At 65.9% G+C, this 20,938-nt stretch carries 19 protein-coding genes; 10 read left to right on the plus strand and 9 right to left on the minus strand.

From position 1 onward, the window contains the following. The first annotated feature begins 3 nt into the window (after positions 1 to 3). Complete coding sequence (locus DND132_RS12535) at positions 4 to 2,514, plus strand: cytochrome ubiquinol oxidase subunit I (protein ID WP_014323121.1); 2,511 nt, start codon at positions 4 to 6, stop codon at positions 2,512 to 2,514. Positions 2,515 to 2,771: 257 nt separating this feature from the next. Here the strand turns inward: DND132_RS12535 and DND132_RS12540 are convergent, their stop codons facing one another. Beyond that, positions 2,772 to 5,201, minus strand: coding sequence for a glycosyltransferase (locus tag DND132_RS12540; RefSeq protein ID WP_014323122.1), 2,430 nt, complete (start codon positions 5,199 to 5,201; stop codon positions 2,772 to 2,774). Between the two features lie 48 nt (positions 5,202 to 5,249). Next, positions 5,250 to 5,609 (minus strand): TraR/DksA family transcriptional regulator, encoded by a 360-nt coding sequence (locus DND132_RS12545; RefSeq protein WP_014323123.1) that lies wholly within the window; start codon positions 5,607 to 5,609, stop codon positions 5,250 to 5,252. Between the two features lie 216 nt (positions 5,610 to 5,825). Here DND132_RS12545 and DND132_RS12550 point away from each other — a divergent pair, with 216 nt between their 5' ends. From DND132_RS12550 to metW, 8 genes are all read left to right on the plus strand, one after another. After that, entirely contained in the window at positions 5,826 to 6,269 is a 444-nt protein-coding gene (locus DND132_RS12550) for a DMT family transporter (protein ID WP_014323124.1), read from the plus strand. A 13-nt stretch (positions 6,270 to 6,282) separates the two neighbouring features. Further along, complete coding sequence (locus DND132_RS12555; protein WP_014323125.1) at positions 6,283 to 7,146, plus strand: 4-hydroxybenzoate octaprenyltransferase; 864 nt, start codon at positions 6,283 to 6,285, stop codon at positions 7,144 to 7,146. A gap of 22 nt (positions 7,147 to 7,168) precedes the next feature. Beyond that, on the plus strand, positions 7,169 to 8,581 hold the full coding sequence (locus DND132_RS12560; protein ID WP_014323126.1) for a mechanosensitive ion channel family protein: 1,413 nt from the start codon (positions 7,169 to 7,171) through the stop codon (positions 8,579 to 8,581). A 3-nt stretch (positions 8,582 to 8,584) separates the two neighbouring features. Next, positions 8,585 to 8,986 carry a rhodanese-like domain-containing protein gene (locus DND132_RS12565; protein ID WP_014323127.1) on the plus strand — a complete coding sequence of 134 codons (402 nt, stop codon included), beginning with the start codon at positions 8,585 to 8,587 and terminating at the stop codon, positions 8,984 to 8,986. A 119-nt stretch (positions 8,987 to 9,105) separates the two neighbouring features. Next, a complete protein-coding gene (locus DND132_RS12570; RefSeq protein WP_014323128.1) occupies positions 9,106 to 9,855 on the plus strand; it encodes a sulfite exporter TauE/SafE family protein in 750 nt (249 codons plus the stop codon). 11 nt (positions 9,856 to 9,866) lie between these two features. Beyond that, positions 9,867 to 10,277: a MarR family winged helix-turn-helix transcriptional regulator gene (locus DND132_RS12575; protein ID WP_014323129.1), complete on the plus strand. Its 411-nt coding sequence runs from the start codon at positions 9,867 to 9,869 to the stop codon at positions 10,275 to 10,277. Between the two features lie 79 nt (positions 10,278 to 10,356). Next, positions 10,357 to 11,538 carry a homoserine O-acetyltransferase MetX gene (gene metX, locus DND132_RS12580; protein WP_041915800.1) on the plus strand — a complete coding sequence of 394 codons (1,182 nt, stop codon included), beginning with the start codon at positions 10,357 to 10,359 and terminating at the stop codon, positions 11,536 to 11,538. Further along, positions 11,535 to 12,137: a methionine biosynthesis protein MetW gene (gene metW / locus DND132_RS12585; protein WP_014323131.1), complete on the plus strand. Its 603-nt coding sequence runs from the start codon at positions 11,535 to 11,537 to the stop codon at positions 12,135 to 12,137. Before metX ends, metW begins: the two co-directional genes overlap by 4 nt. 464 nt (positions 12,138 to 12,601) lie before the next feature. On the opposite strand, the gene rocD is transcribed toward metW, so the two are convergent. Next, on the minus strand, positions 12,602 to 13,828 hold the full coding sequence (rocD, locus tag DND132_RS12590) for an ornithine--oxo-acid transaminase (protein ID WP_014323132.1): 1,227 nt from the start codon (positions 13,826 to 13,828) through the stop codon (positions 12,602 to 12,604). A 145-nt stretch (positions 13,829 to 13,973) separates the two neighbouring features. Between rocD and DND132_RS17760 the strand changes: the two genes are divergently transcribed. After that, positions 13,974 to 17,075, plus strand: coding sequence for a PAS domain S-box protein (locus tag DND132_RS17760; RefSeq protein WP_014323133.1), 3,102 nt, complete (start codon positions 13,974 to 13,976; stop codon positions 17,073 to 17,075). Here DND132_RS17760 and selD read toward each other — a convergent pair. The 6 genes from selD to DND132_RS12625 form a co-directional block, all read right to left on the minus strand. Next, entirely contained in the window at positions 17,072 to 18,121 is a 1,050-nt protein-coding gene (gene selD / locus DND132_RS12600; RefSeq protein ID WP_014323134.1) for a selenide, water dikinase SelD, read from the minus strand. The two genes, DND132_RS17760 and selD, sit on opposite strands and share 4 nt — an antisense overlap. Before the next feature lie 184 nt (positions 18,122 to 18,305). Further along, positions 18,306 to 18,938, minus strand: coding sequence for a redox-sensing transcriptional repressor Rex (locus DND132_RS12605; RefSeq protein WP_014323135.1), 633 nt, complete (start codon positions 18,936 to 18,938; stop codon positions 18,306 to 18,308). Between the two features lie 114 nt (positions 18,939 to 19,052). Continuing rightward, the gene (locus DND132_RS12610) at positions 19,053 to 19,361 is read right to left on the minus strand and encodes an ATP synthase F0 subunit C (RefSeq protein WP_014323136.1); all 309 of its coding nucleotides are present in this window, start codon (positions 19,359 to 19,361) and stop codon (positions 19,053 to 19,055) included. Positions 19,362 to 19,435: 74 nt separating this feature from the next. Further along, on the minus strand, positions 19,436 to 20,158 hold the full coding sequence (gene atpB, locus DND132_RS12615; protein WP_014323137.1) for a F0F1 ATP synthase subunit A: 723 nt from the start codon (positions 20,156 to 20,158) through the stop codon (positions 19,436 to 19,438). Positions 20,159 to 20,184: 26 nt separating this feature from the next. Further along, a complete protein-coding gene (locus tag DND132_RS12620; RefSeq protein WP_014323138.1) occupies positions 20,185 to 20,598 on the minus strand; it encodes an ATP synthase subunit I in 414 nt (137 codons plus the stop codon). Then, the gene (locus DND132_RS12625) at positions 20,570 to 20,872 is read right to left on the minus strand and encodes an AtpZ/AtpI family protein (protein ID WP_014323139.1); all 303 of its coding nucleotides are present in this window, start codon (positions 20,870 to 20,872) and stop codon (positions 20,570 to 20,572) included. Before DND132_RS12625 ends, DND132_RS12620 begins: the two co-directional genes overlap by 29 nt. Positions 20,873 to 20,938: the final 66 nt, after the last annotated feature.

Consider the following 20,938-nt stretch of genomic DNA (forward strand, 5'->3'; position numbering starts at 1 on the left):
CTCATGGAATATCCCATCTGGCATCTGACCACCCTGGGCGGCGGCTTCTGGATCGCCGTCATCGCCACCCTGCACGTCTACGTGGCCCACTTCGCCGTGGGCGGCGGCCTGTTCCTGGTCCTGACCGAGCGGGCGGCCTATAAATCCGACAACATCCACCTGCTCGAATACGCCCGGAAGCACACCCGCTTCTTCCTGCTCCTGACCATGGCCTTCGGCGGCGTGTCCGGCGTGGCCATCTGGCTGACCGTGGCCCTGCTCGCGCCCGAGGCGACCATCACCCTGATCCACCAGTTCGTCTTCGGCTGGGCCGCAGAATGGGTCTGCTTCCTGGGCGAGATTCTGGCCCTGATCATCTACTACTACGCCTGGGACCGCATGGACCGCCGCGACCACATGATCGTGGGCTGGCTCTACTTCCTGTTCGGCTGGCTGTCCCTCTTCCTGATCAACGGGATCATCGGCTTCATGCTCACCCCGGGCCAGTGGCTCGAGACCAGGAGCTTCTGGGACGGCTTCTTCAACCCGTCCTTCTGGCCGTCCCTGGTCTTCCGCTCCTTCTTCTCGGCCGTGTGCGCGGGGCTGTTCGGCTTCGTCACGGCCACGCGCATCCCGGACGAACCCACCCGGCTGCATACCGTCCGGGTCTGCTCGGCCTGGACCGTGCTCGGCGTGCTGGCCGTGTTCCTGTCCGGCTGGTGGTACGTGGCCGCCATGCCGCCCGAGCAGTACGAGATGATCGTCTACAAGTCGAACCGCGTCGCCCACTTCATGCAGTACTTCTGGATCTTCGGCACGGCCACCCTCATCGGCGGCCTGCTCCTGGCCCTGAAGACCCCCAAGGCCCTGTCTTTCACCATGGCCCTGGTGGTCCTGCTGGTCGGCCAGGGGCTGTTCGGCTCCTTCGAGTTCATCCGCGAGGCGGGCCGCAAGCCGTACCTCATCTGGGATACGATCTATTCCTCCTCCATCCTCAAGGCCCACGTGCCGGTCATCGACCAGAACGGTGCCATCGCCTCGGCCAAGTGGGCCCCGCCCGAACTGGCCGACGGCATCACCGAGGCCAACGTCAAGGTCGCGGGCGAGTTCCTCTTCCAGCTCGAATGCTCGGCCTGCCACTCCGTGCACGGCCCCATGAACGAGATCACCAAGCGCACCGTCCAGTACGACGTGAACGGCATGGACGCCTTCCTGACCGGCATGGGCAAGCTGAACAAGTACATGCCCCCGTTCATCGGCACCCCCGAGGAGCGCATGGCCCTGGCCCGGTACATCGCCGAGGACCTCAACGGCCACGCCCCGGCGGCCGCGCCCCCGGCCCCGGAAATGGCCGAGCCCGCGTCCGCGCCCTTTGACCCCGAAACCTCGGAATACACCCTGGTGGGCTGGTGCTCGCGCGGCATGGGCTTCTTCTCCCAGAACGACAAGTGGACCCTGCTGCCGCCCATGAACGTCATCCGCGCCCAGCTCGTGCGCCGCGATCCCTCGCCCGAACGGGTCATGGACGACGTGACCATCACCTACGCCATCGAGCCCGATCAGGCCGACCAGGCCCTGACCGGCACCCTCGAACTCAACGCCGACGCGGGCCGCTTCGAGGCCCGGGTGGCCATCCCGCCCTACGTCAAGGACGGGGCGTACAACCCCCTGCCCCTCGTCACCCTGACGGCCAGGGACGGCTCCGGCGCGGTCCTGGCCACGGCCAGGCTCGCCGCGCCCACCTCGGACCAGATGGGCTGCTTCAACTGCCACAGCGGCCAGTGGAAGCAGGACGGCTCGGGCGTGACCACCGCCACGGTGGAGAACATCCTGGCCACCCACGACCGCATGAACTCCACCCGCCTGGCCGAAACCAAGGGCGAGGTCCGGTGCATCACCTGCCACGACGACCCCATTCAGTCCGCCGAAGGCAATGCGGACAAGCCCAACCTGTCCGCCGCCATCCACGGCGTGCACGCCATCTACATGGCCGGGCGCGGTGCCGAAAGCTCCTGCCTCAAGTGCCACCCCCAGTCCACCCTGCGCGGACAGCACGAGGCCGTGGGCTTCACCTGCACCGACTGCCACGGCATGATCGAGGACCTGGCCGTGTCCCTGCTCAAGGCCGAACAGGCACGCGGCGTGCCCGGCGCGGGCCGGATCATGGCCCGAATCACCCCCCGGACCCTGCCCAACAAGGAGGCCATCAACCCCCGAAAGCCGTGGATCAACGAGCCCGACTGCCTGACCTGCCACAAGGACTTCGCCGCGCCCGACGTGGACTCGGCCTTCAACACCTGGACCAAGGACGCCGACTCCCTCTTCGCCGCCCGGCGCGACGAGATGGACGCCATGCACTGCGGGGCCTGCCACGGCTCGCCCCACGCCATCTATCCGGCCACGCCGCGCGACAACGTCCTGCCCCTGCAATACATGGACGAGGCCCGGCCCCTGGGCGCGGGCGGCAACTGCACCGTCTGCCACAAGGATCCCATGGAATACCCCGCCCACCATCCGGGCATGGGACTCGAATAATCCGTCACCCCCGAACCCCCAAAGGGCGCACCACAGCCGGTGCGCCCTTTTTTTTCGGGGAATCCAGGGCGCTGCTTCGGCGCGGGACGCCTTCCGCCAACGATCTCCACCACCCCCGCGACCCGCCCCGCGAAGCGGCGCCAAAAAGTTTTGGAGATTCTCAAGAACCTTTTCCAAAAGGTTCTTAAGCCGCCGGAGGCGCCCGCCCGGCGAGGGCCCGCCGGAGGCGTTCCCCTCTCTGTGCGGCGCGGCCGCGCCTAGGCGGCCACGTGGTTGCCGAAGATTTCCCAGGTTTTGAGGAAGGTGGCGTCGAAGGTGCGGTTTTCGACGTGGGAGCGGGCCTTGCGGCGCATGTACTGGATGCGTTCGGGGGTATCGACCATGTGCAGGATGGCGCGGAGCAGGGAGTCGGGGTCGCCGGCGGGGACGATGATGCCGGTCTCGTTGGGCAGGACGTTTTCGGCGGGGCCGCCCTTGTCGGTGACGATGACGGGCAGTCCCGAGGCCTGGGCTTCGAGGACGACGTTGCCGAAGGTGTCGGTGGCCGAGGGGAAGACGAAGAGGTCGGCGCTGGCGTAGGCCTGGGCCAGGGCTTCGCCCTTGAGCACGCCGGTGAAGGTGGCGGGGGTGGAGCGCAGGGCGCGCCGCATTTCGGGCAGGTAGGGGCCGTCGCCGACCACGATGAGCTGGATGGCGTCGCGCATACGGGCGGCCTTGCGGAAGGCCTCGGTCAGGACGTCGAGGCCTTTTTCCTTGGACACGCGGCCCACGTAGAGGAGCTTGGTGCCGCCGCCGATGTCGAACTGGTTGAAGAAGCCGTTGCGTTTGGCGGGGTGGAACCGTTCGGTGTCCACGCCGCGCGGGTAGGTGACGATCTTGCCGGGGTCGATGCCGCGGTCGATGAGCTCGTACCTGGTCGCTTCGGAGGGCGCGTAGATGACCTGCATCTGGTTGTAGAACCAGGACATGTAGCGCCAGCAGCCGTCTTCCAGGCCGGCGTCTTCGGTGAAGGCCCCGACGTATTCGGGGAAGGCGGTGTGGTAGGTGCCGTGGAAGGGGAGCTTGAGGATCCTGGCGATGGCCAGTCCGGCCAGGCCGACGGGGCCGGGGGTGGCGGCGAGGATGCAGTCGTATTCCTGCTCGAAGCAGTGGGTGAGCATGTCGAGGAAGGGCGGGTAGGCCAGGGAGATTTCGGGGTATTCCGGGATGTCGAAGCGGCCCACGGGCTCGAAGGAGACGGCGCCGGGCACGTCGGCCCTGGCCCCGCAGGTGATGACGGTCATGTCCTTGCCGTGGCGGGCGACCATTTCGAGTTGCTGGCGGATGGTCCTGGCCACGCCGTTGATCTCGTCGAAGGTGTCGGTGAAGTGGGCGATCTTGAGGTCGTCGCTGGTCCGGGCGTTCTTTTTGCGGAAGCGGTCGAGGCAGGCGTTGGAGAAGGCCCGTTCGGTGGAGAAGAGGTCGTAGCCCACGAAGTAGGGGGCGAGCAGGGCGTAGAGGGAGCCCGCCGAGCCGATGGAGTGGAAGACGTCGAAGAGGTTGGCCCCGATGACGGAGTTGAGGGTCCGGTCGGCGAACTGGGCGAGGACGCGGTTGGCGGCCAGGGAGACGAAGCGGGCCCATTCGCGTTCGAGGACGACCACGTCGGCGACCTTGCCCCGGGCGATGCGCATGAGGGTCTCGTCGTGGGCGATGATGTCGGCGGCCTCCTTGAGGAGCATGTCCTGGACCGAGTCGGACGGGCCGTATTCGCGGTGCAGGGTGGCCTTGCCCCGGCCGATGATCCGTTGCAGCAGCGAGGAGATTCCGGGTTTGGGTTCGGCGCCGGGGTTGAGGGCGGACTTGATGAAGCGGAAGCAGAGGTGCTCGGAGACCTCGGGCGCGAGGGAGCCGGTGCGCGAGCGGTAGAACTGGTAGGCGATGCCGTAGAGGTTGTGGGCCATGGTCCGGGGCGTGGCCGCGGTCCCGGCGGGCCGGGAGGTGCGTTCGGTCAGCGCGGTCAGGACGTTCTTCAGGGTGGGCTGGCCGGGAAAGAGGGTGTGCATGCGCGCGATGTTCAGGGAGGAGTGGTCGTCGGACCCGCCGGTGATGCCCTTTTCCCAGGGCTCGTCGCCGTAGGGTTCGATGCCGTGGGTATTGGCCAGGCGGTCGATATCGAGCGGGGTCAGGCGGTTCACGATGTCGCGCAGGGTCCGGTTCTGGCGGGCGTCGCGGGTGCCGTTTTCCTCCAGGGTGTTGAACAGGAGCAGGGCCTGTTCGAAGTGGGCCGGGGTGAGCCGGTCGTTGACCGCGAAGAGGGGGTGGGCCAGGACGTGGTGGATGCGCTGTTCACGCAGGTAGGGGACCAGGTCGAAGACGTTGTCGCGGCAGCGCTGGATGTCCTGGTGCTGGGCTTCGGTGATGTCGTAGGCCAGGACGTGGAGCTTGCAGCGGTCCTCGGGGAAGTAGGTGGTGATCTCCTCGCTGACGAAGGTGTTCGGCAGGTGGGCGATCTCGAGCGACCCGGCGATGGTGTTGTGGTCGGTGATTGTGACCATATCCATGCCCCTGGCCAGGGCGATGTCGTAGAGGCGGCGTGGTTCGGTGAAGCTCTCGGGGCAGCCGATCTTTTGCAGGATCCACTGCGACGGGCGCGTGGAAAAGCGTGAGTGGACGTGCATGTCCACTTTGAACATGGGGTCAGCCATGGTTCTCTCCGTTGCGGCCGGGGGCCGCGTGGTAAATCGTTCGGCGGCCTAGGCGCAGCGGCGGGCGCGGTCCAGGAGCCCGTCTTCCATGGCGGACTGGCAGTGCACGCACAGGCGGGCCGAGGGGTTGGCCTTGAGCCGAGCCACGCCGATCTCCTCGCCGCACTCCTCGCAGACGCCGTAGTCGGCCTGGGACAGCCGCTTGAGGGCGGCCTCCATCTCGCGGATGCGGGCCACGCCGCGTCGCTGCATGGCCACGGACAGGCCGTGCTGGGCGAGCTGGGAGGCGAAGTCGGTGTCGTCGGGGCAGTTTTCGAGGGCGGTGATGCCGGTGTTCAGCTGGCCGCTCATGGCGTGCAGTCCCTGCATGAGGTGGGACCTGATTTCCCTGATCTGGTTCCTGGTCATGATTCCTCCGTCCTGTTGGAGTATGGGTTGATCCTTCCTAGTCCCATAACCCCGGCCATGGGTGGCGCTTTGGTGACGGCCTTTCGACATTTCCGTGCAATCGGAGGCCCGTAAATCGTGGACGCCGCAGGCAAAGCCCGGTACCATTTCCGACGGATGCGGGACCGTTCGCGACCGACTCTTGAAAAAGTCTAGAAAAATAGGGGGGAGGCTCCCATGAAGTGGATATACGTGCTGTTCGCCCTGGTGGCCGGTGCGCTGATGCCGGTCCAGGCGGGCATCAACCTGCGGCTGCGCGGGTCCCTGGGCGATCCGGTCTGGGCGGCGGCGGTCTCCTTCGGCGTGGGCACCCTGGCCCTGCTCGGCTACCTGCTGGCCACGCGCACGCCCGCGCCCTCCCTGAGCATGGCCGCGACGGCCCCGGCCTGGGCCTGGACCGGCGGTGCGCTCGGGGCGTTTTTCGTCTTCGCGACCATCGTCCTGGCCGGGCAGATCGGGGCCACGACCATGATGGCCTGGCTCCTGGCTGGCCAGCTCACGGCCGCCCTGGCGCTGGACCACTTCGGCCTGGTCGGGTATCAGGTCCATACGGTGTCCTGGCCCCGCGTGGTCGGGGTCTGCCTGCTCCTGGCCGGGGCCGTGCTGGTCAACAAATACTAATCGAGAGAGAACAATGAGTATCGCCAAGGATCTGGGCCTGGTGTGCCGGATGATCAAGATCGAGCACTCGGTCTTCGCCCTGCCGTTCGCCTACATGGGGGCGTTCCTGGCCGCCCGGGGCTGGCCGGGGCTGTACAACATGGTCGTGCTGACCGTGGCCATGGTGGCCGTGCGCTCCTTCGCCATGGCCTTCAACCGTTATGCGGACCTGGACATCGACCGCGAGAACCCGCGCACCCAGGGGCGCGCCCTGGTCACGGGCGAGCTGTCCACCCGGTTCATCCTGGTCTTCATCGCGGGCACGGCCGTGGTCTTCGTGGCCGCCTGCGCCATGATGAACACCCTCTGCCTGATGCTTTCGCCCGTGGCCCTGTTCATGGCCGCGTCCTACAGCTTCTGCAAGCGGTTCACGTACTGGTGCCACTTCGTGCTCGGCTCGGTCCTGGGGCTGGCCCCGGTGGCGGGCTGGATCTGCGTGACCCCGTCCATCTCCCTGCCCTCGGTCCTGCTCTTCTGCGGCGTGGTCCTGTGGGTGGCCGGGTTCGATCTGCTCTACGCCTGCCAGGACGCGGACTTCGACCGCGAGCACGGCCTCTATTCCATCCCGGCCCGGCTGGGCGTGGCGGCGGCGCTCGGCGTGTCGAGCCTGAGCCACGCCGTGGCCGCCGCCTTCTTCCTGCTGGCGGGCTGGGCCGCGAGCCTGGGCGGCATCTACTTCACGGTGGCGGCCCTCATGGGCGTGACCCTCATGGCCGAGCACCTGCTGGTCAAGCCGGACGACCTGAGCCGGGTGAACGTGGCCTTCTTCACCATGAACGGGATCATTTCCGTGCTCCTGTTCGCGGCCACGGTGGTTGATCTGGCGGTCCTGGGCTGATAGTTCGGGAACAGGAAGGCTTATGCAGGAACAGCTCGCGCCGATACTGGCCAAGGTCACGGAGATTTTCCAATTCCTGGAGGGGTGGCTGCAATCCCACGTCCTGACCTGGCGGACGGCGGCCCAGTGGGCGGCGGCCCTGGCGGCCCTGCTCCTGGCCAAGGCCGTGTGGCGGCTCGTCCGGCCCCGGCTGGCGCACTGGCGCGACACCAGCGCGCGGACCGTGTGGGGCCGGGCCCTGCTCACCGGCCTGTGCGCCACGGGCGAACTTATCCTGTTCATCGGCCTGGCCCAGCTCTGCGCGGCCGCGGCCCGGTTCATGGGCTATTCGCCGTGGGTCCTGAACGCCGTCAGCCAGCTGACCGTGGCCGGAATCATCCTGCGGCTTTTGACCTTCGCCATGCCCAACAAGGTCCTGGCGCGGAGCACGGCCACCGTGGTCTGGGTCTTCGTCTCCCTACAGATCCTCGGCCTGCTCACGCCGTTCACCGCCTTTCTGGAGACGCTCTCCTTCACCATGGGCGGCTCCACCTTCACCGCCCTGGGCGCGCTCAAGGGGCTGGTCCTGGCCATCATCCTGCTCCATGCGGCGGCCACCCTGTCGCGCTTCGCCTCCGGGCGCATCGCCTCCATGCGCGAGGTCTCGCCCTCGGTGAAGGTCCTGCTCGACAAGTCCATCAAGGTCGCCCTGTTCACCGTGGCCATCCTCCTGGTCATGTCCGGGGTGGGCATCAACCTGACCAGCCTAGCCATCTTCTCCAGCGCGCTGGGCGTGGGCATCGGCTTCGGCTTGCAGACGATCATCTCCAACTACGTGGCCGGGGTCATCCTGCTCATGGACCGGTCCGTCAAGCCGGGCGACACCATCGAGGTGGGCGGGGTGTTCGGCGTGGTCAGCGGGGTCAACGGCCGGTTCTCCTCGGTCAAGACCCGCGACGGCAAGGAATACCTCATCCCCAACGAGCACTTCGTGACCAACGAGGTCATCAACTGGACATACTCGGACGCGGACGTGCGGCTGCGCATCCCGGTGGGCGTCTCCTACGGCTCGGATGTGGACAAGGCCCTGCGGCTCATGGAGGAATCCACCAGGGGCCTGACCCGCATCCTGACCTCGCCCGAGCCGCGCGCCCTGCTCATGGGCTTCGGCGACAGCTCGGTGGACCTGGAGCTGCGGGCCTGGATCGCGGACGCCAGGGACGGGGTGTCCAACATCAAGAGCGACGTGCTCCGGCGCATCTGGACCTCCTTTCACGAAAACGGCATCGAGTTCCCGTTCCCGCAGCGGGACGTGCTCCTCAAGCCCGGCTCCTCCCTGGCCGTGACCGTGGACCGGGGCAGGGACCCCGAACTCCCGGACAAGGCGTCCGACATGATCCCGGGCGCCGTCCCCGGCCCCGTTCCCGACAAAGACCCCGGCGAGCCCGGAGCATAGCCCGTGCGCGTCCTGGCCGCCGTCCTCGTCGTCCTGGCCGTCCTGGTCCTGTGGGACGCGGTCTGGTGGCTGCTCCGGGGCGTGCGCCCCATGTCCCCCTGGGGGCTGCGCCGGGCCCTGCGCAGACCCTCGCCCCCCACCGTGCTGGACGTGCGCACCCCGGCGGAATACGCGCTCTTCCACATCCCCGGCGCCGTCAACCTGCCGTATCCGTTCACCTCCGAGGCCCTGGCCGCCACCCTGGACGACCCGGCCCGCCTCGTGGTCGTGGTCTGCATGACCGGCCACCGCTCGCCCCCGGCCGTGCAACACCTCCGGCGCGACGGCTTCCGCGACGTCAAGAACCTCACCTGGGGCATGTCCGCCTGGAAGCTCACCGGCGGCGAGACCCGCTCCGGCAAGTGAGCTTTCCCTTTGATTTCAGTCTGTTGTCGAGGTCGACTATTTTAGCTTGACAATCAAACTATCCAGCCAGTAGAAAGCTTGATAGTCAAACTATCAACGCGAACCAACACGGACGGACAATGCAATTCGATTCCATATTCTGGGTGGCCCTGCAATCGAGCGTGCTGCTCGGCCTGGTGCACGGGGTCAACCCGTGCGGCCATTCCTGGCTGGTCCTGGCCCCCTTCGTCTACGGCGAGAAGCGGGGCGGGCGGGTCCTGGCCCTGACCCTGGCCTTCGTCGCCGGGACAACCCTGGCCTGCCTGCTCATCGGCCTGACGCTGGGTTCGGTCTCCCTGGCCATCCCCGAGTCCTTCACCCTGTACGTGGACGTGGCCACCTTCGCGGTCCTGCTCGCCCTGGGTCTGGTCCTGATCTTCCGGCCGCACCTGCTGCACAGCCACGATCACGACCACGACCATGACCACGACGATCACGACCACGACGGCCCTGATCACGATCATCACCACCACGACCACGATCATCACGGCCCGGCCTGCCCCGGCCACGGGTGCCTGCCCGCGGCCCGGTCCAGGACCGTGTGGGGGCTGTTCACCATCGGGTTCGTGAACATGATCGTGCCCTGCCCCACAGTGGCGCTGATGTACACCTACGCGCTGGACTCGGGCAGCGTGTTCAAGGGCACGGCCGTGTTCGGGGTCTACGCCGTGGCCACCGGGCTGACGCTCGGGGCGATCATCTTCGCCATCTACAAGGCCGCCGGGCTCATGCGCACCCTGACCGGGGCGTGGATCGAGCCGCTGGTCATGCGCGCCGCCGGGGTCATGACCATCGCCTTCGGGGCCTACAGCCTGTACACGTCCATCTAGAGGGAGGGGACATGGTCGACCAAATCAACCACGCCATCGTGGAGTTCTTCGAGAAGCTCTCGTCCTGGGAGCACGACGTGGTCCGCGAAAAGGGCATGACCCTGCCGCAGATGCACACCCTGGAGGTGCTCGGCATCCACGGGGCCATGCGCATGAAGGAGCTGGCCGAGGCCATGGGCATCACCACCGGCACCCTGACCGTGCTGGTGGACCGCCTGGCGGAAAAGGACTGCGTCCGCCGCGTGCCCCACGACACGGACCGCCGGTCCATCAACGTGGAGCTGACCGACGCGGGCCGCGCCCTGTTCGAGGAGCACGACCGCCTGCACTACCGCCTGACCGAGGAACTGGTCGCCGCCTGCCCGCCCGAGGACCGCGAGGCCCTCCTGCGCTGCCTGACCAGCATGAACGCGCAGTTCTAGGCCGGAACCATCCCTTCCATAACGCATCGCGATGGGTGCGCCATTGACCGCACCCGCCGCCTGCCTTACCTTCTCGGGCATGAGCGAATATATCGAGCAGATCGAGACCGGCGAGTCCGTGGGACTGGTCGAGAAACGGTACTTCACCTTCGGCGGGGACGAGCCCATGGTCCTCGAGTCCGGGCGCAGCCTCGGGCCCGTCACCCTGGCCTATGAGACCTGCGGCGCCCTCAACGCCGACAGGACCAACGCCATCCTGGTCTGCCACGCCCTGACCGGCGACTCGCACGTGGCCGGGTTCTACGACGCAAACGACCCCAAGCCCGGCTGGTGGGACCTCATGGTCGGGCCGGGCAAGCCCATCGACACCGACAAGTATTTCGTCATCTGCTCCAACGTCATCGGCGGCTGCATGGGCTCCACCGGACCCATGTCCGAAAATCCCGCCACCGGCCGCCCCTACGGCGCGTCCTTCCCGGTGGTCACCATCGGCGACATGGTTCGCGCCCAGCGCCGACTCGTCGATTCCCTCGGCATCGACACCCTGCTCGCCGTGGTCGGCGGGTCCGTGGGCGGCATGCAGGTCCTGGAATGGTCCGTGCGCTACCCCCACCGCGTCCACGCCGCCATCCCCCTGGCCACCACCGTCAAGCACTCGGCCCAGGCCATCGCCTTCAACGAGGTCGCCCGCCAGGCCATCATGGCCGACCCCAACTGGAACCGGGGCGACTACTACGAATCCGCCAAACCCGAACACGGCCTGGCCGTGGCCCGCATGGTCGGGCACATCACCTACCTGTCCGACGAGTCCATGCGCCACAAGTTCGACCGCCGGCTCCAGGACCGCGTGGAGCTCTCCTTTGACTTCGAAGCCGACTTCCAGGTGGAATCCTACCTGCGCTACCAGGGCAACAAGTTCGTCGACCGCTTCGACGCCAACTCCTTCCTCTACCTGACCAAGGCCGCCGACTACTTCAACCTCGAAAACCACTACGGCGACGGCTCCCTGGTGGCCGCCTTCTCCCGCGCCTCCTGCCGCTACCTGGTCGTCTCCTTCACCTCGGACTGGCTCTACCCCACCTACCAGTCCAAGACCATGGTCAAGGCCATGAAGAAAAACAGCCTCGACGTCTCCTTCTGCGAAATCGAAGCCCCCTGGGGACACGACGCCTTCCTGCTCCCCAATACCCGCCTCAGCGACCTGCTCTCCGGCTTCCTGAACAAGATCTGCCTGCACTGCCGCATCGGAGACGCCTCATGAGATTCGACCTCCAAGTCATCGCCTCCTGGATCGAACCCGGCAGCCGCGTCCTCGACCTCGGCTGCCGCACCGGCTCGCTGCTGGCCCACCTCGCCGAACAAAAGGCCACCCTCGGCACCGGCATCGAAATCGACGAGGAGGCCGCGGGCCGCGCCATCGCCAAGGGGTTGTCCGTCATCCACGGCGACATCTACGAGGAGATCGAAGACTACCCGGACAACGCCTTCGACTACGTCATCCTCTCCCAGGCCCTCATGCAGGTCCTCGACCCCGAAACCCTCATCCGAGAAATGCTCCGCGTCGGCAAGCTCGGCATCGTCTCCTTCCCCAACTTCACCCACTACAGAAACCGGCTCCAGATGCTCTTCACCGGACGCGCCCCCATGTCCAAGGAACTGCCCTACGAGTGGTACAACACCCCGAACATCCGGGTCATCCCCATCATCGACTTCCGCCGCTTCTGCAAACACCTCGGCGTGCCCATCGTCAAGGAAGTCGCCATCTCCACACACCACCACGACGAACAGGGCAAGGTCATCACCTTCCTCCCCAACCTCTTCGCCACCTTCGGCATCTTCATGCTCGGACAGGGCAAATAGCTCCGGGCTACGGGGCGGGAGGGGAATGCCTCCGGCGGCCGGGGCGCTGCCCCGGACCCCGCCAAAGAACCCTTTGGAAAGGGTTCTCTGGACTCTCCTAAACTTTCTGTGTGCCTGCGGCAGGGGCGTGCGGACGCGGGGGGAATTTCAGTGTTATTTCCCTCTTAAAAACAACCCCCGCGATTTTGGGCAGAAAAAACGGCGTGCTTTTTCCCGTGAAGAGGCACGCCGTCCGGTTCGTTTTTTCTGTTCAAAATCGCACACCGGCACGGCGGAAGGCGTCCCGCGCCAGCCTTCCGCCGCCGCACGCCCCTGAGCGAAGCGAACATGGGATTCTCAAGGCCCTCGGCCTTGAGCGGGTGCAGGGCGGTGCCCTGCCCGCCGGAGGCGCCCGCCCGGCGAGGGCTCCCCCCGAAGGGGCCCCCGGAGGGCCGCCGGAGGCATTCCCACTCCGCCCCTCCGTCCTACCTGCTCAACACCGGCGCGATCCGTTCCAGGGCCCAGTCGATGTCGTCCCTGGTGATGACGAGCGGGGGGGCGAAGCGGATGATGGTCTGGTGTGTTTCCTTGCAGAGCAGGCCAGCCTCCTTGAGTTGTTCGCAGTAGTGCCGCGCGCCGCCCGCGTCGGGGTGGAATTCGACGCCGATGAGCAGGCCGCGTCCCCGGACCTCTCTGATCTTGGGGTTATGGATTTGTTGCAGGCCGTGGAGGAAGTAGTCGCCCATGAGGCGGGCGTTTTCGACGAGGTGTTCTTCGGTCAGGACCTTGAGGGCGGCGCGGGCCACGGCGCAGGCCAGCGGGTTGCCGCCGAAGGTGGAGCCGTGTTCGCCGGGCTTGAGCACGCCGAGGACCTCGGTATTGGAGAGCACGGCGGAGACCGGGTAGAAGCCGCCGGACAGGGCCTTGCCGATGAGGGTCAGGTCGGCCTCGATGTCCTCGTGTTGTTCGGCGAGGAGCTTGCCGGTGCGGCCCAGGCCGGTCTGGATTTCGTCGAGGATGAGGACGATGCCCGCTTCGGTGCAGATGCGGCGGACGTCCTTGAGATAGCCGGTCGGCGGGATGATGACGCCCGCCTCGCCCTGGATGGGTTCCACGAGGAAGGCCACGGTATTGGGGGTGATGGCCTCTTCGAGGGCCCGGGCGTCGCCGAAGTCGATGATCTTGAAGCCCGGGGTGAACGGGCCGAAGCCGGTGGTGGACACGGGGTCGGTGGAGAAGGAGATGATGGAGATGGTCCGGCCGTGGAAGTTGTTGCGGCAGACGATGATCTCGGCCCGGTTTTCGGGCACGCCCTTGACCTGGTATCCCCATTTGCGCACGGCCTTGATGGCGGTCTCCACGGCCTCGGCCCCGGAGTTCATGGGCAGGACCTTGTGGGAATTGGTCAGGTCGCACAGTTCCTTGTAGAGCGGACCGAGCTGGTCGTTGCGGAAGGCGCGCGAGGTCAGGGTCAGTCTTTCGGCCTGATCGACGAGGGCCTGGCGGATTTTCGGGTGGCAGTGGCCCTGGTTCACGGCGGAGTAGGCGGACAGGCAGTCCAGGTACCTGTTGCCGTCCACGTCCCAGACCCAGATGCCCCGGCCGCGTTCGATGACCACGTCGAGCGGCTTGTAGTTGTGGGCGCCGTATTCGTCTTCGAGCAGGATGTAGCGGTCCGATTGCATGGCGTTCCTCGCGGTTGCGGTTGTCATGGGGGCCTCCCGGAAGGGAGGTCGGAACCAGGGTACCCTGCCTTGGCGGGTTGTACAACCCGGGGTGAAAACGGGGGGAGGTGTTTTAAGTGGAAATACTTGGCGGAATCCAGTAAATGCCAGGTAATACCATATGGGAACAGGTATGACCCGATCCGAGTCCAACGAACGGGGCGCGTCGGCCCCAGAGGGAACATCCCGGTCAGAGCGGGGGGAATCCTTCATTGATCCCGTCTGCTTCAAGGGATTGTGCGACGCCCTGGGCGACGGCGTGGTCAAGACCGACGTCAAGGGCGTCATCCTTGAGGCCAACGCCGCTTTCTGCACCCTGATAGGCTACGCCCGCGAGGACGTGCTCGGCAAAACCGTGCTCGACTTCACGCCCAGGAGCGAGCGGGCGCGGGAGCGCGAATCCATCCGTCTGCTGCTCAAGTCCGGCCAATCGTCCCGCGAGATGGAAAAGGGGCTGCTCACGGCCGACGGCCGGGATCTGTTGGTCCAGGCCAGCTGCTGGCTGCAACACGACGAGTCGGGCCGGGCCGTGGCCCTGTGGGGCATTTTCCGCGACATCACCGAGCGGCGTTCTGCCGAAAACCGGGCCCGCGACAATCAGGAGAAATACCGGTTTCTGGCCGAGAACGCGACCGACGTGATCTGGACCATGGACGACAAGGGCCGGTACACCTACGTCAGCCCGTCCGTGGAGCGCATCCGGGGGTTCGCGCCCGAGGAGATGATCGGCATGTACGCCCAGGACGCCGTGTGCCCGGATTCCATGGAGGAGACCCGGAAGGCGTGGGAGCGCATCGAGGCCGAGGCCGAGGCGGCATCGGACCGGTCGCCCTCGCCCACCGTGCGGGTGGAGGTGCGTCTGCGCAAGAAGGACGGCTCCATGATCTGGGGCGAGTCCATGGCCCGGCGGTTGCGGGACGCCTACGGCAATCCCATCGGCTTCATCGGGACCACCAGGGATATCACCGAGCGCAAGCGCATCGAGGAGCGGCTGCGCACCAGCGAACATTTTCTTCAGGCCCTGATCAACGCCACCGGGGACTCGGTGGGGCTGTTCCAGGTGGACGGCACGGTCCTGGCCATGAACCGGAACATGGCCCGGTTCATGGGCATGCAGGGGGATGCCGCCGTCGGGCAGAACGTTTTCGACTTCATCCCGCGGAGCCAGCACGCCATGATCCGCGAGACCTTCCGGCGGGCGGTGGACACGCACACGCCCATGAACCGGCAGGTGGTCTGGTCCGGGAGGATTCTCGACGGCATCATCTATCCGGTGCTGGACGGGGAGGAGACCACGGCCATCGCGGTCTACGGCCGGGACGTGACCGAGGCGCGGTTCGCCGAGGAGGCGCGCAAGAAGACCCAGGAGCAGTACCGGCTCATCGTGGAGACGGCCAACGAGGGTATCCTCGGCCTGGACGCCAACCAGGTGATCACCTACGCCAACAAGATCGTGGCCGACTTCTTCGGCTGCCGCGTGGAGGAAGTCATCGGCCGGAGCATTCTCGACTTCATGGCCCCGTCCGAGATCGAGGACAACGAGCGGCGCATGGAGCAGCGCAAGGTGGGTCGGCGCGAGCGGTACGAGCGCCGGTTCGTGCGCCGGGACGGTGCCGAGGTCTGGGGCATGATCTCGTCCACCCCGCTCATGGCCGAGGACGGCAGGCTGCTCGGGGCGTTCGCCATGATCGCGGACATCACCGAGGTCAAGCAGGCCCACGAGCGGCTGCTGAACATCCTGGACGGCATCAGCGCGGACGTCTACGTGTCGGATCTCGAGACCAACAACATCCTGTTCATGAACGCCAACATGCGCGACCACTACGGCTTGCTGGAGGAGGGCATGGCCTGCCACAAGGTCATCCGCGACCTGGACAGCCGCTGCCCGCAATGCCCCAAGCCCGAGCTGGTGGACGAGCGCGGCCGGCCCGTGGGCACCCTGGTCTCCGAGCGGTACTACGAGAAGCTCCAGCGCTGGCATCTCAATCACGACCGGGCCATCCGCTGGCTCAAGGGGCGGCTGGTGCACATGCACATGGCCGCGGACATCACCGAGATCAAGACCATGGCCGCCGAGCTGGAAAAGGCCATGGCCAAGGCCGAAGCGGCCAGCCTGGCCAAGAACGAGTTCCTGGCCAACATGAGCCACGAGATACGCACCCCGCTCAACGGGCTGCTCGGCATGCTCCAGCTCATGCAGATGAGTGAGCTGGCGCCCCTGCAACGGGACTATCTGGACACGGCCCTGAATTCGGGCCGCAGCCTGCTCCAGGTGCTCAACGACATCCTGGACCTGTCCAAGGTGGAGTCGGGCAAGCTGGAGCTGGAGCCGATTCCCTTCGAGCTGGGCGAGGTCCTGGACCAGGTGGTCTCCACCTTCCGCCACTGCGCGGAGGAGCGCGGCGTGTCCATGCGCTGGGAGATCGACGAGACCCTGCCCCGCCATTTCGTGGCCGACAAGGGGCGGCTGCGGCAGATCCTGTTCAACCTGGTGGGCAACGCGGTCAAGTTCACCGAGAGCGGGTCCATCGAGGTCCGCGCCTGTCCGCTGGACAGCGGGGCGGAGGACGGTACGATCCGCCTGCTCTTCGAGGTCTCGGACACCGGCATCGGCATCCCCCGCGACAAGGTGAGCACCGTGTTCGACCCCTTCACCCAGGTGGACGGCTCGTCCACGCGCAAGTACCAGGGCACCGGGCTGGGGCTGGGCATCGTCCGGCGGCTGGTCGCGCTCATGGGCGGCTCCATCACCGTGGACACCGAGGAAGGGAAGGGCACGAGCCTGTATTTCACCATCCGGACCCGGATCATCGAGTCGCCGGACGATCCGGCCGGTGGCCCGGCGGCAGGGCCGGAGAACGGCGCGCTGTCCATCCTGGTGGCCGAGGACGAGCGGGTCAACCGCGTGGTGGTCCAGCGCATCCTGGAAAAGCTCGGCCATCGGACCGTGTGCGTGGGCAGCGGCGAGGAGGCCCTCAACATCCTGCGGGAGCGGTCCTTCGACCTCTTTCTCACGGACATCCAGATGCCCGGCCTGGACGGTGTGGCCACCACCAGGGTCATCCGCAACGAGCTCAAGCTGGATATTCCGGTCATCGCCCTGACCGCCCACGCCATGCAGGGCGACCGCGACCGCTTTATCGCGGCGGGCATGAACGGATACGTGTCCAAGCCGTTCGAGATCGACAGCCTGCAACGCGAGATCGAGCGGGTGCTCGGCGAATCCGAATCCTAGACGATGGCCAGGGGGGCGTCCCCAGGACCGGCCGGCAGGGCCCGGCCCACCAGGGCGGCGGGTTCACCGGCCGCTTCGAGCATGGCCATGGCCCGGTCCACGAGCTCGGGCGGCACGGCCAGGAGCAGGCCGCCCGAGGTCTGGGCGTCGAACATCATGTCGAAATGCACGGGGTCGAGCCCGTCGGCGGCCTTGACCCTCGGCAGGTAGTGGCGGCGGTTGCAGATGGACCCGGCGGGCAGCAGCCCCATGGAGGCCATGTCAAGGGCGCCGGGCAGGAGCGGCACGTCGCGCATGCGCAGCTCCAGGGTCACGCGGCTGGCCTCGGCCAGTTCGATCATGTGCCCGCCCAGGCCGAAGCCGGTGATGTCCGTGGCCCCGGTCAGGCCGAGTTCGTGGATGATCGCGCCGCCGGTCTTGTTCAGCCGCCCGCAGGTCTGGAACAGCAGCTCCTCCATGTCGTCGCAGCCGGGCATCTCGCCCTTGACCGCCGTGGCCAGCACGCCCGTGCCGATGGGCTTGGTCAGGATCAGCTCGTCGCCGGGCCGGACGCCCCGGTTGGAGGCGAAGCGGTCCGGGTCCACGACGCCGGACACGGCCAGGCCGTACTTGATCTCCGGGTCGTCCACGCTGTGCCCGCCGCTGGGCACGGCCCCGGCCTCCTCCACGGTGTCCTTGCCGCCGCGCAGGACCTCGGCCAGCACGGACATGGGCAGCTTGTCGGCCGGGAAGCAGACGATGTTCATGGCCGCCCACGGCTCGCCGCCCATGGCGTAGACGTCGGACAGGGCGTTGGCCGCGGCGATGCGCCCGAACTTGTAGGGATCGTTGACCACCGGCGTGAAGAAGTCCACGGTCTGGACCAGGGCCTTGCCCGCGGGAAAGGACAATATGGCCGCGTCCTCGTTGTCGCCGGGACCTCCGGCGAGCACGCGGTCGTCAGGCCGGACCCCCAGGCCCGAAAGTGCTATCTCCAGGTCCCCCGGAGTGATCTTGGCCGCTCAGCCCGCGGCCTTGACCATCTGGACCAGTTTCAACTTTTCCATGGCATCTCCTTGGATGTCTCCTACCAGAGGGCGGAGGGAAGGGGAAGGGGGGCGTGAACTCGAAGACGCGTGCCGCAAGGTACCCGCCGGCTCGGGGCCATACGCCCCGTTTCGCGCACCCGAGGGGCGCACGCAAGGAGTGCGGTCCGGCCGTGGGGCGGCCGCTGCGTGAAAGGGGGACGCCCTAATCGCTGCCCAGGGTTATCTGGAAGGCGATGGAGTAGAGGTGATCGAAGAAATCAACGTATTCCACGGGGATGTGTTTGGGCACGTTGATCCTCGACGGGGCGAAGTTGATGATGCCCCGGATGTTGGCCTCCACCAGGTGGTTGGCCGCGCGCTGGGCGCGATCCGGGGGCGTGGCGATGATGCCGATCTCGAGCCCCAGTTCCGGGGCCTGCTCCTTGAGGTGCGTGGGACAGATGATCTCCATGCCCTCGAACTCCAGCCCGATCTTGTCCGGGTCGCAGTCGAAGGCCGCGCAGATCTTGAAGCCGCGCTTCTCGAAATCGTGGTGGCGGAGCAGGGCGCTGCCCATGTTGCCCACGCCGATCAAGGCGCACTTCCACTGCCGGTCGATGCCGAGCGACTGCTTGATTGAGGTGATCAGCTCCTGGACGTAGTAGCCCACGCCGCGCACGCCGAATTCTCCAAAATACGCAAGATCCTTGCGGATCTGGGAGGAGTTGACGGAGCAGGCCCGGGCCAGGCGTTCCGAGGAGATGACCTCGTTGCCGTCGCGCAGGAGGTTTTCGAGGACCTGAATGTAGACGGCAAGCCGTCCGATGGTCGCTTTGGGGATGTGTTCGCTTTTCATATCTTAGGGCTCTTTCCGGTCAAGATCGGCTCAGCCATGTGAAATTCTTAACATGAAAGAGGCTGAAAAAGGGAGGCCGAAGCCTCCCCTTCAAAAGCTTTCGTAAACCTGAAACTAGACGACGAAGAGCAGGATCAGGTTGACGACCAGGGCGTAAATGGCCAGAGACTCGATGAAGGCCAGGCCCAGGATCAGGGTGGTGGACAGCTGGCCACCGGCTTCGGGGTTGCGGGCGATGCCTTCGCAGGCGCCCTTCACGCCCATGCCCTGGCCGATGCCGCACAGACCGGCGGCGATGCCCATGCCGATGGCGGTGGCGTAGGCCTTGGCGGACATGACCGGGTCGGCGCCTTCAGAGGCGAAGGCCACGGAAGCGACCAGAACCATAGCCAGGGTGGTGAACAGAATCTTCGCGATTTTCATGTGAATCCTCCAAAATGGATACGTAATATTGTTGTGGTCCAAGGACCATTTCCCCAAGTTTGTGCGGACCGCTCCTAGTGGGCGTGCTCGATGGCACCCTGCAGGTAGAGCATGGTCAGCATGAAGAAGATGAACGCCTGAATGGTCTTCGCCAGGATGAACAGGAAGTACATCGGCAGGGAGCCGAGGATCGGCGCCAGGAAGAACATCAGGATCAGGACGATTTCCTCGCCGCGGATGTTGCCGAAGAGACGGAGTGTCAGGCTGAGCGGGCGGGCGAGGTGGGAGATGGGCTCAAGGATGAGCATGAGCGGGGCCAGGAAGCCGACCGGGCCCATGAAGTGCTTGATGTACTTGAAGCCCCATTTCTTGATGCCTACGAACTGGTAGAAACAGAACACGATGATGGCCATGGCGGCCGGCGTGTTGATGTTCGCGGTGGGCGCGTCGCAGCCCGGAACCAGCCCGAGCCAGTTCATGCCCAGGATGAAGATGAAAATGGTGATCAGGAGCGGCATGAACTGACGGCCTTCCTCGCCCAGGTTGGCGACGACGAAGTCCTCCAGCCCGCCGATGATGGTCTCGAAGACGTTCTGGAGACCGCCGGGAACAAGCTGCAGACGGCTGCGGACCATCAGGCCGAGGCCGAGAATGATGGCCATGACCAGCCACATGTAGAGCACGTGGTTGATGCTGTCCACGCCCAGGGCCTGCTCAACGTGCGCGCCCCAGTGGCCGATGCTTTTGAGCATGTCCATGTACAAGAGAGGATGCGGTAATCCGCCCGAAAAACCCATGTCGAAGCCTCCTTACAGCAGCTCGGCTATTTCTTCCCCAACTGACTCAGGCCGGTTGCGGTGATGTTGACCACCACGGTGCCCAGGCCTGTTATCAACCCCCAGTGGGGAACCCGTTCGACTCCGATCAGCCACCAGAGGGCCAGCCCGCTCAGAGTCATTTTTCCCATGAATATGACAAACAGGAGGTATGGTCCGTGCTTCCGGTCGTAGGCCAACGACTGGGTGACGCGGGCGAGCGTCCAGAAGTTGACGAGGGCGATGACCGCCCCGGCCAGATAGGCGAAGGACCACCGGGAAAACAGTGTTACCAGCATGATCACTAGAGAGGTCCCCAGCGACACATAGATCTGATTGCGGACAACGATGCGCACGTCCGGCTTGGTGAAGCCGCTTTTGACGAGCAGCCGCTCAAGCCCTTGGTTCATCCTGCCCAGCACTCTTTTCTCCGTCCTGTTTCAAAGAACTAGCTTTTTTTTCTTCAACACGCCGTTGCAAACGCCGGAAATCCTCGAAGACCATCTTGAAGCCGGCGATGATCCCCAGAAAGAAGAAGATCATGATCAGCCACGGTTTTGTCCCGAAATAGTCGTCCAGGAAATACCCGATGGTCAGGCCGACGATGGTGGCCGAGACGATGTGCAGTCCCATCGTTCCGGCGGTGCCGCCCAACTGGGTAATCTGGACTACCCGGTCGTCTTTTGAAAAGAGCATGTTCGCACCTCGTGAAGATTGTTTCCCACGCGCGCCGACGGCTGTCCAATATCCTGTATCGGCATT

The sequence above is a fragment of the Pseudodesulfovibrio mercurii genome, from assembly GCF_000189295.2.
GTDB classification, from domain to species: domain Bacteria; phylum Desulfobacterota; class Desulfovibrionia; order Desulfovibrionales; family Desulfovibrionaceae; genus Pseudodesulfovibrio; species Pseudodesulfovibrio mercurii.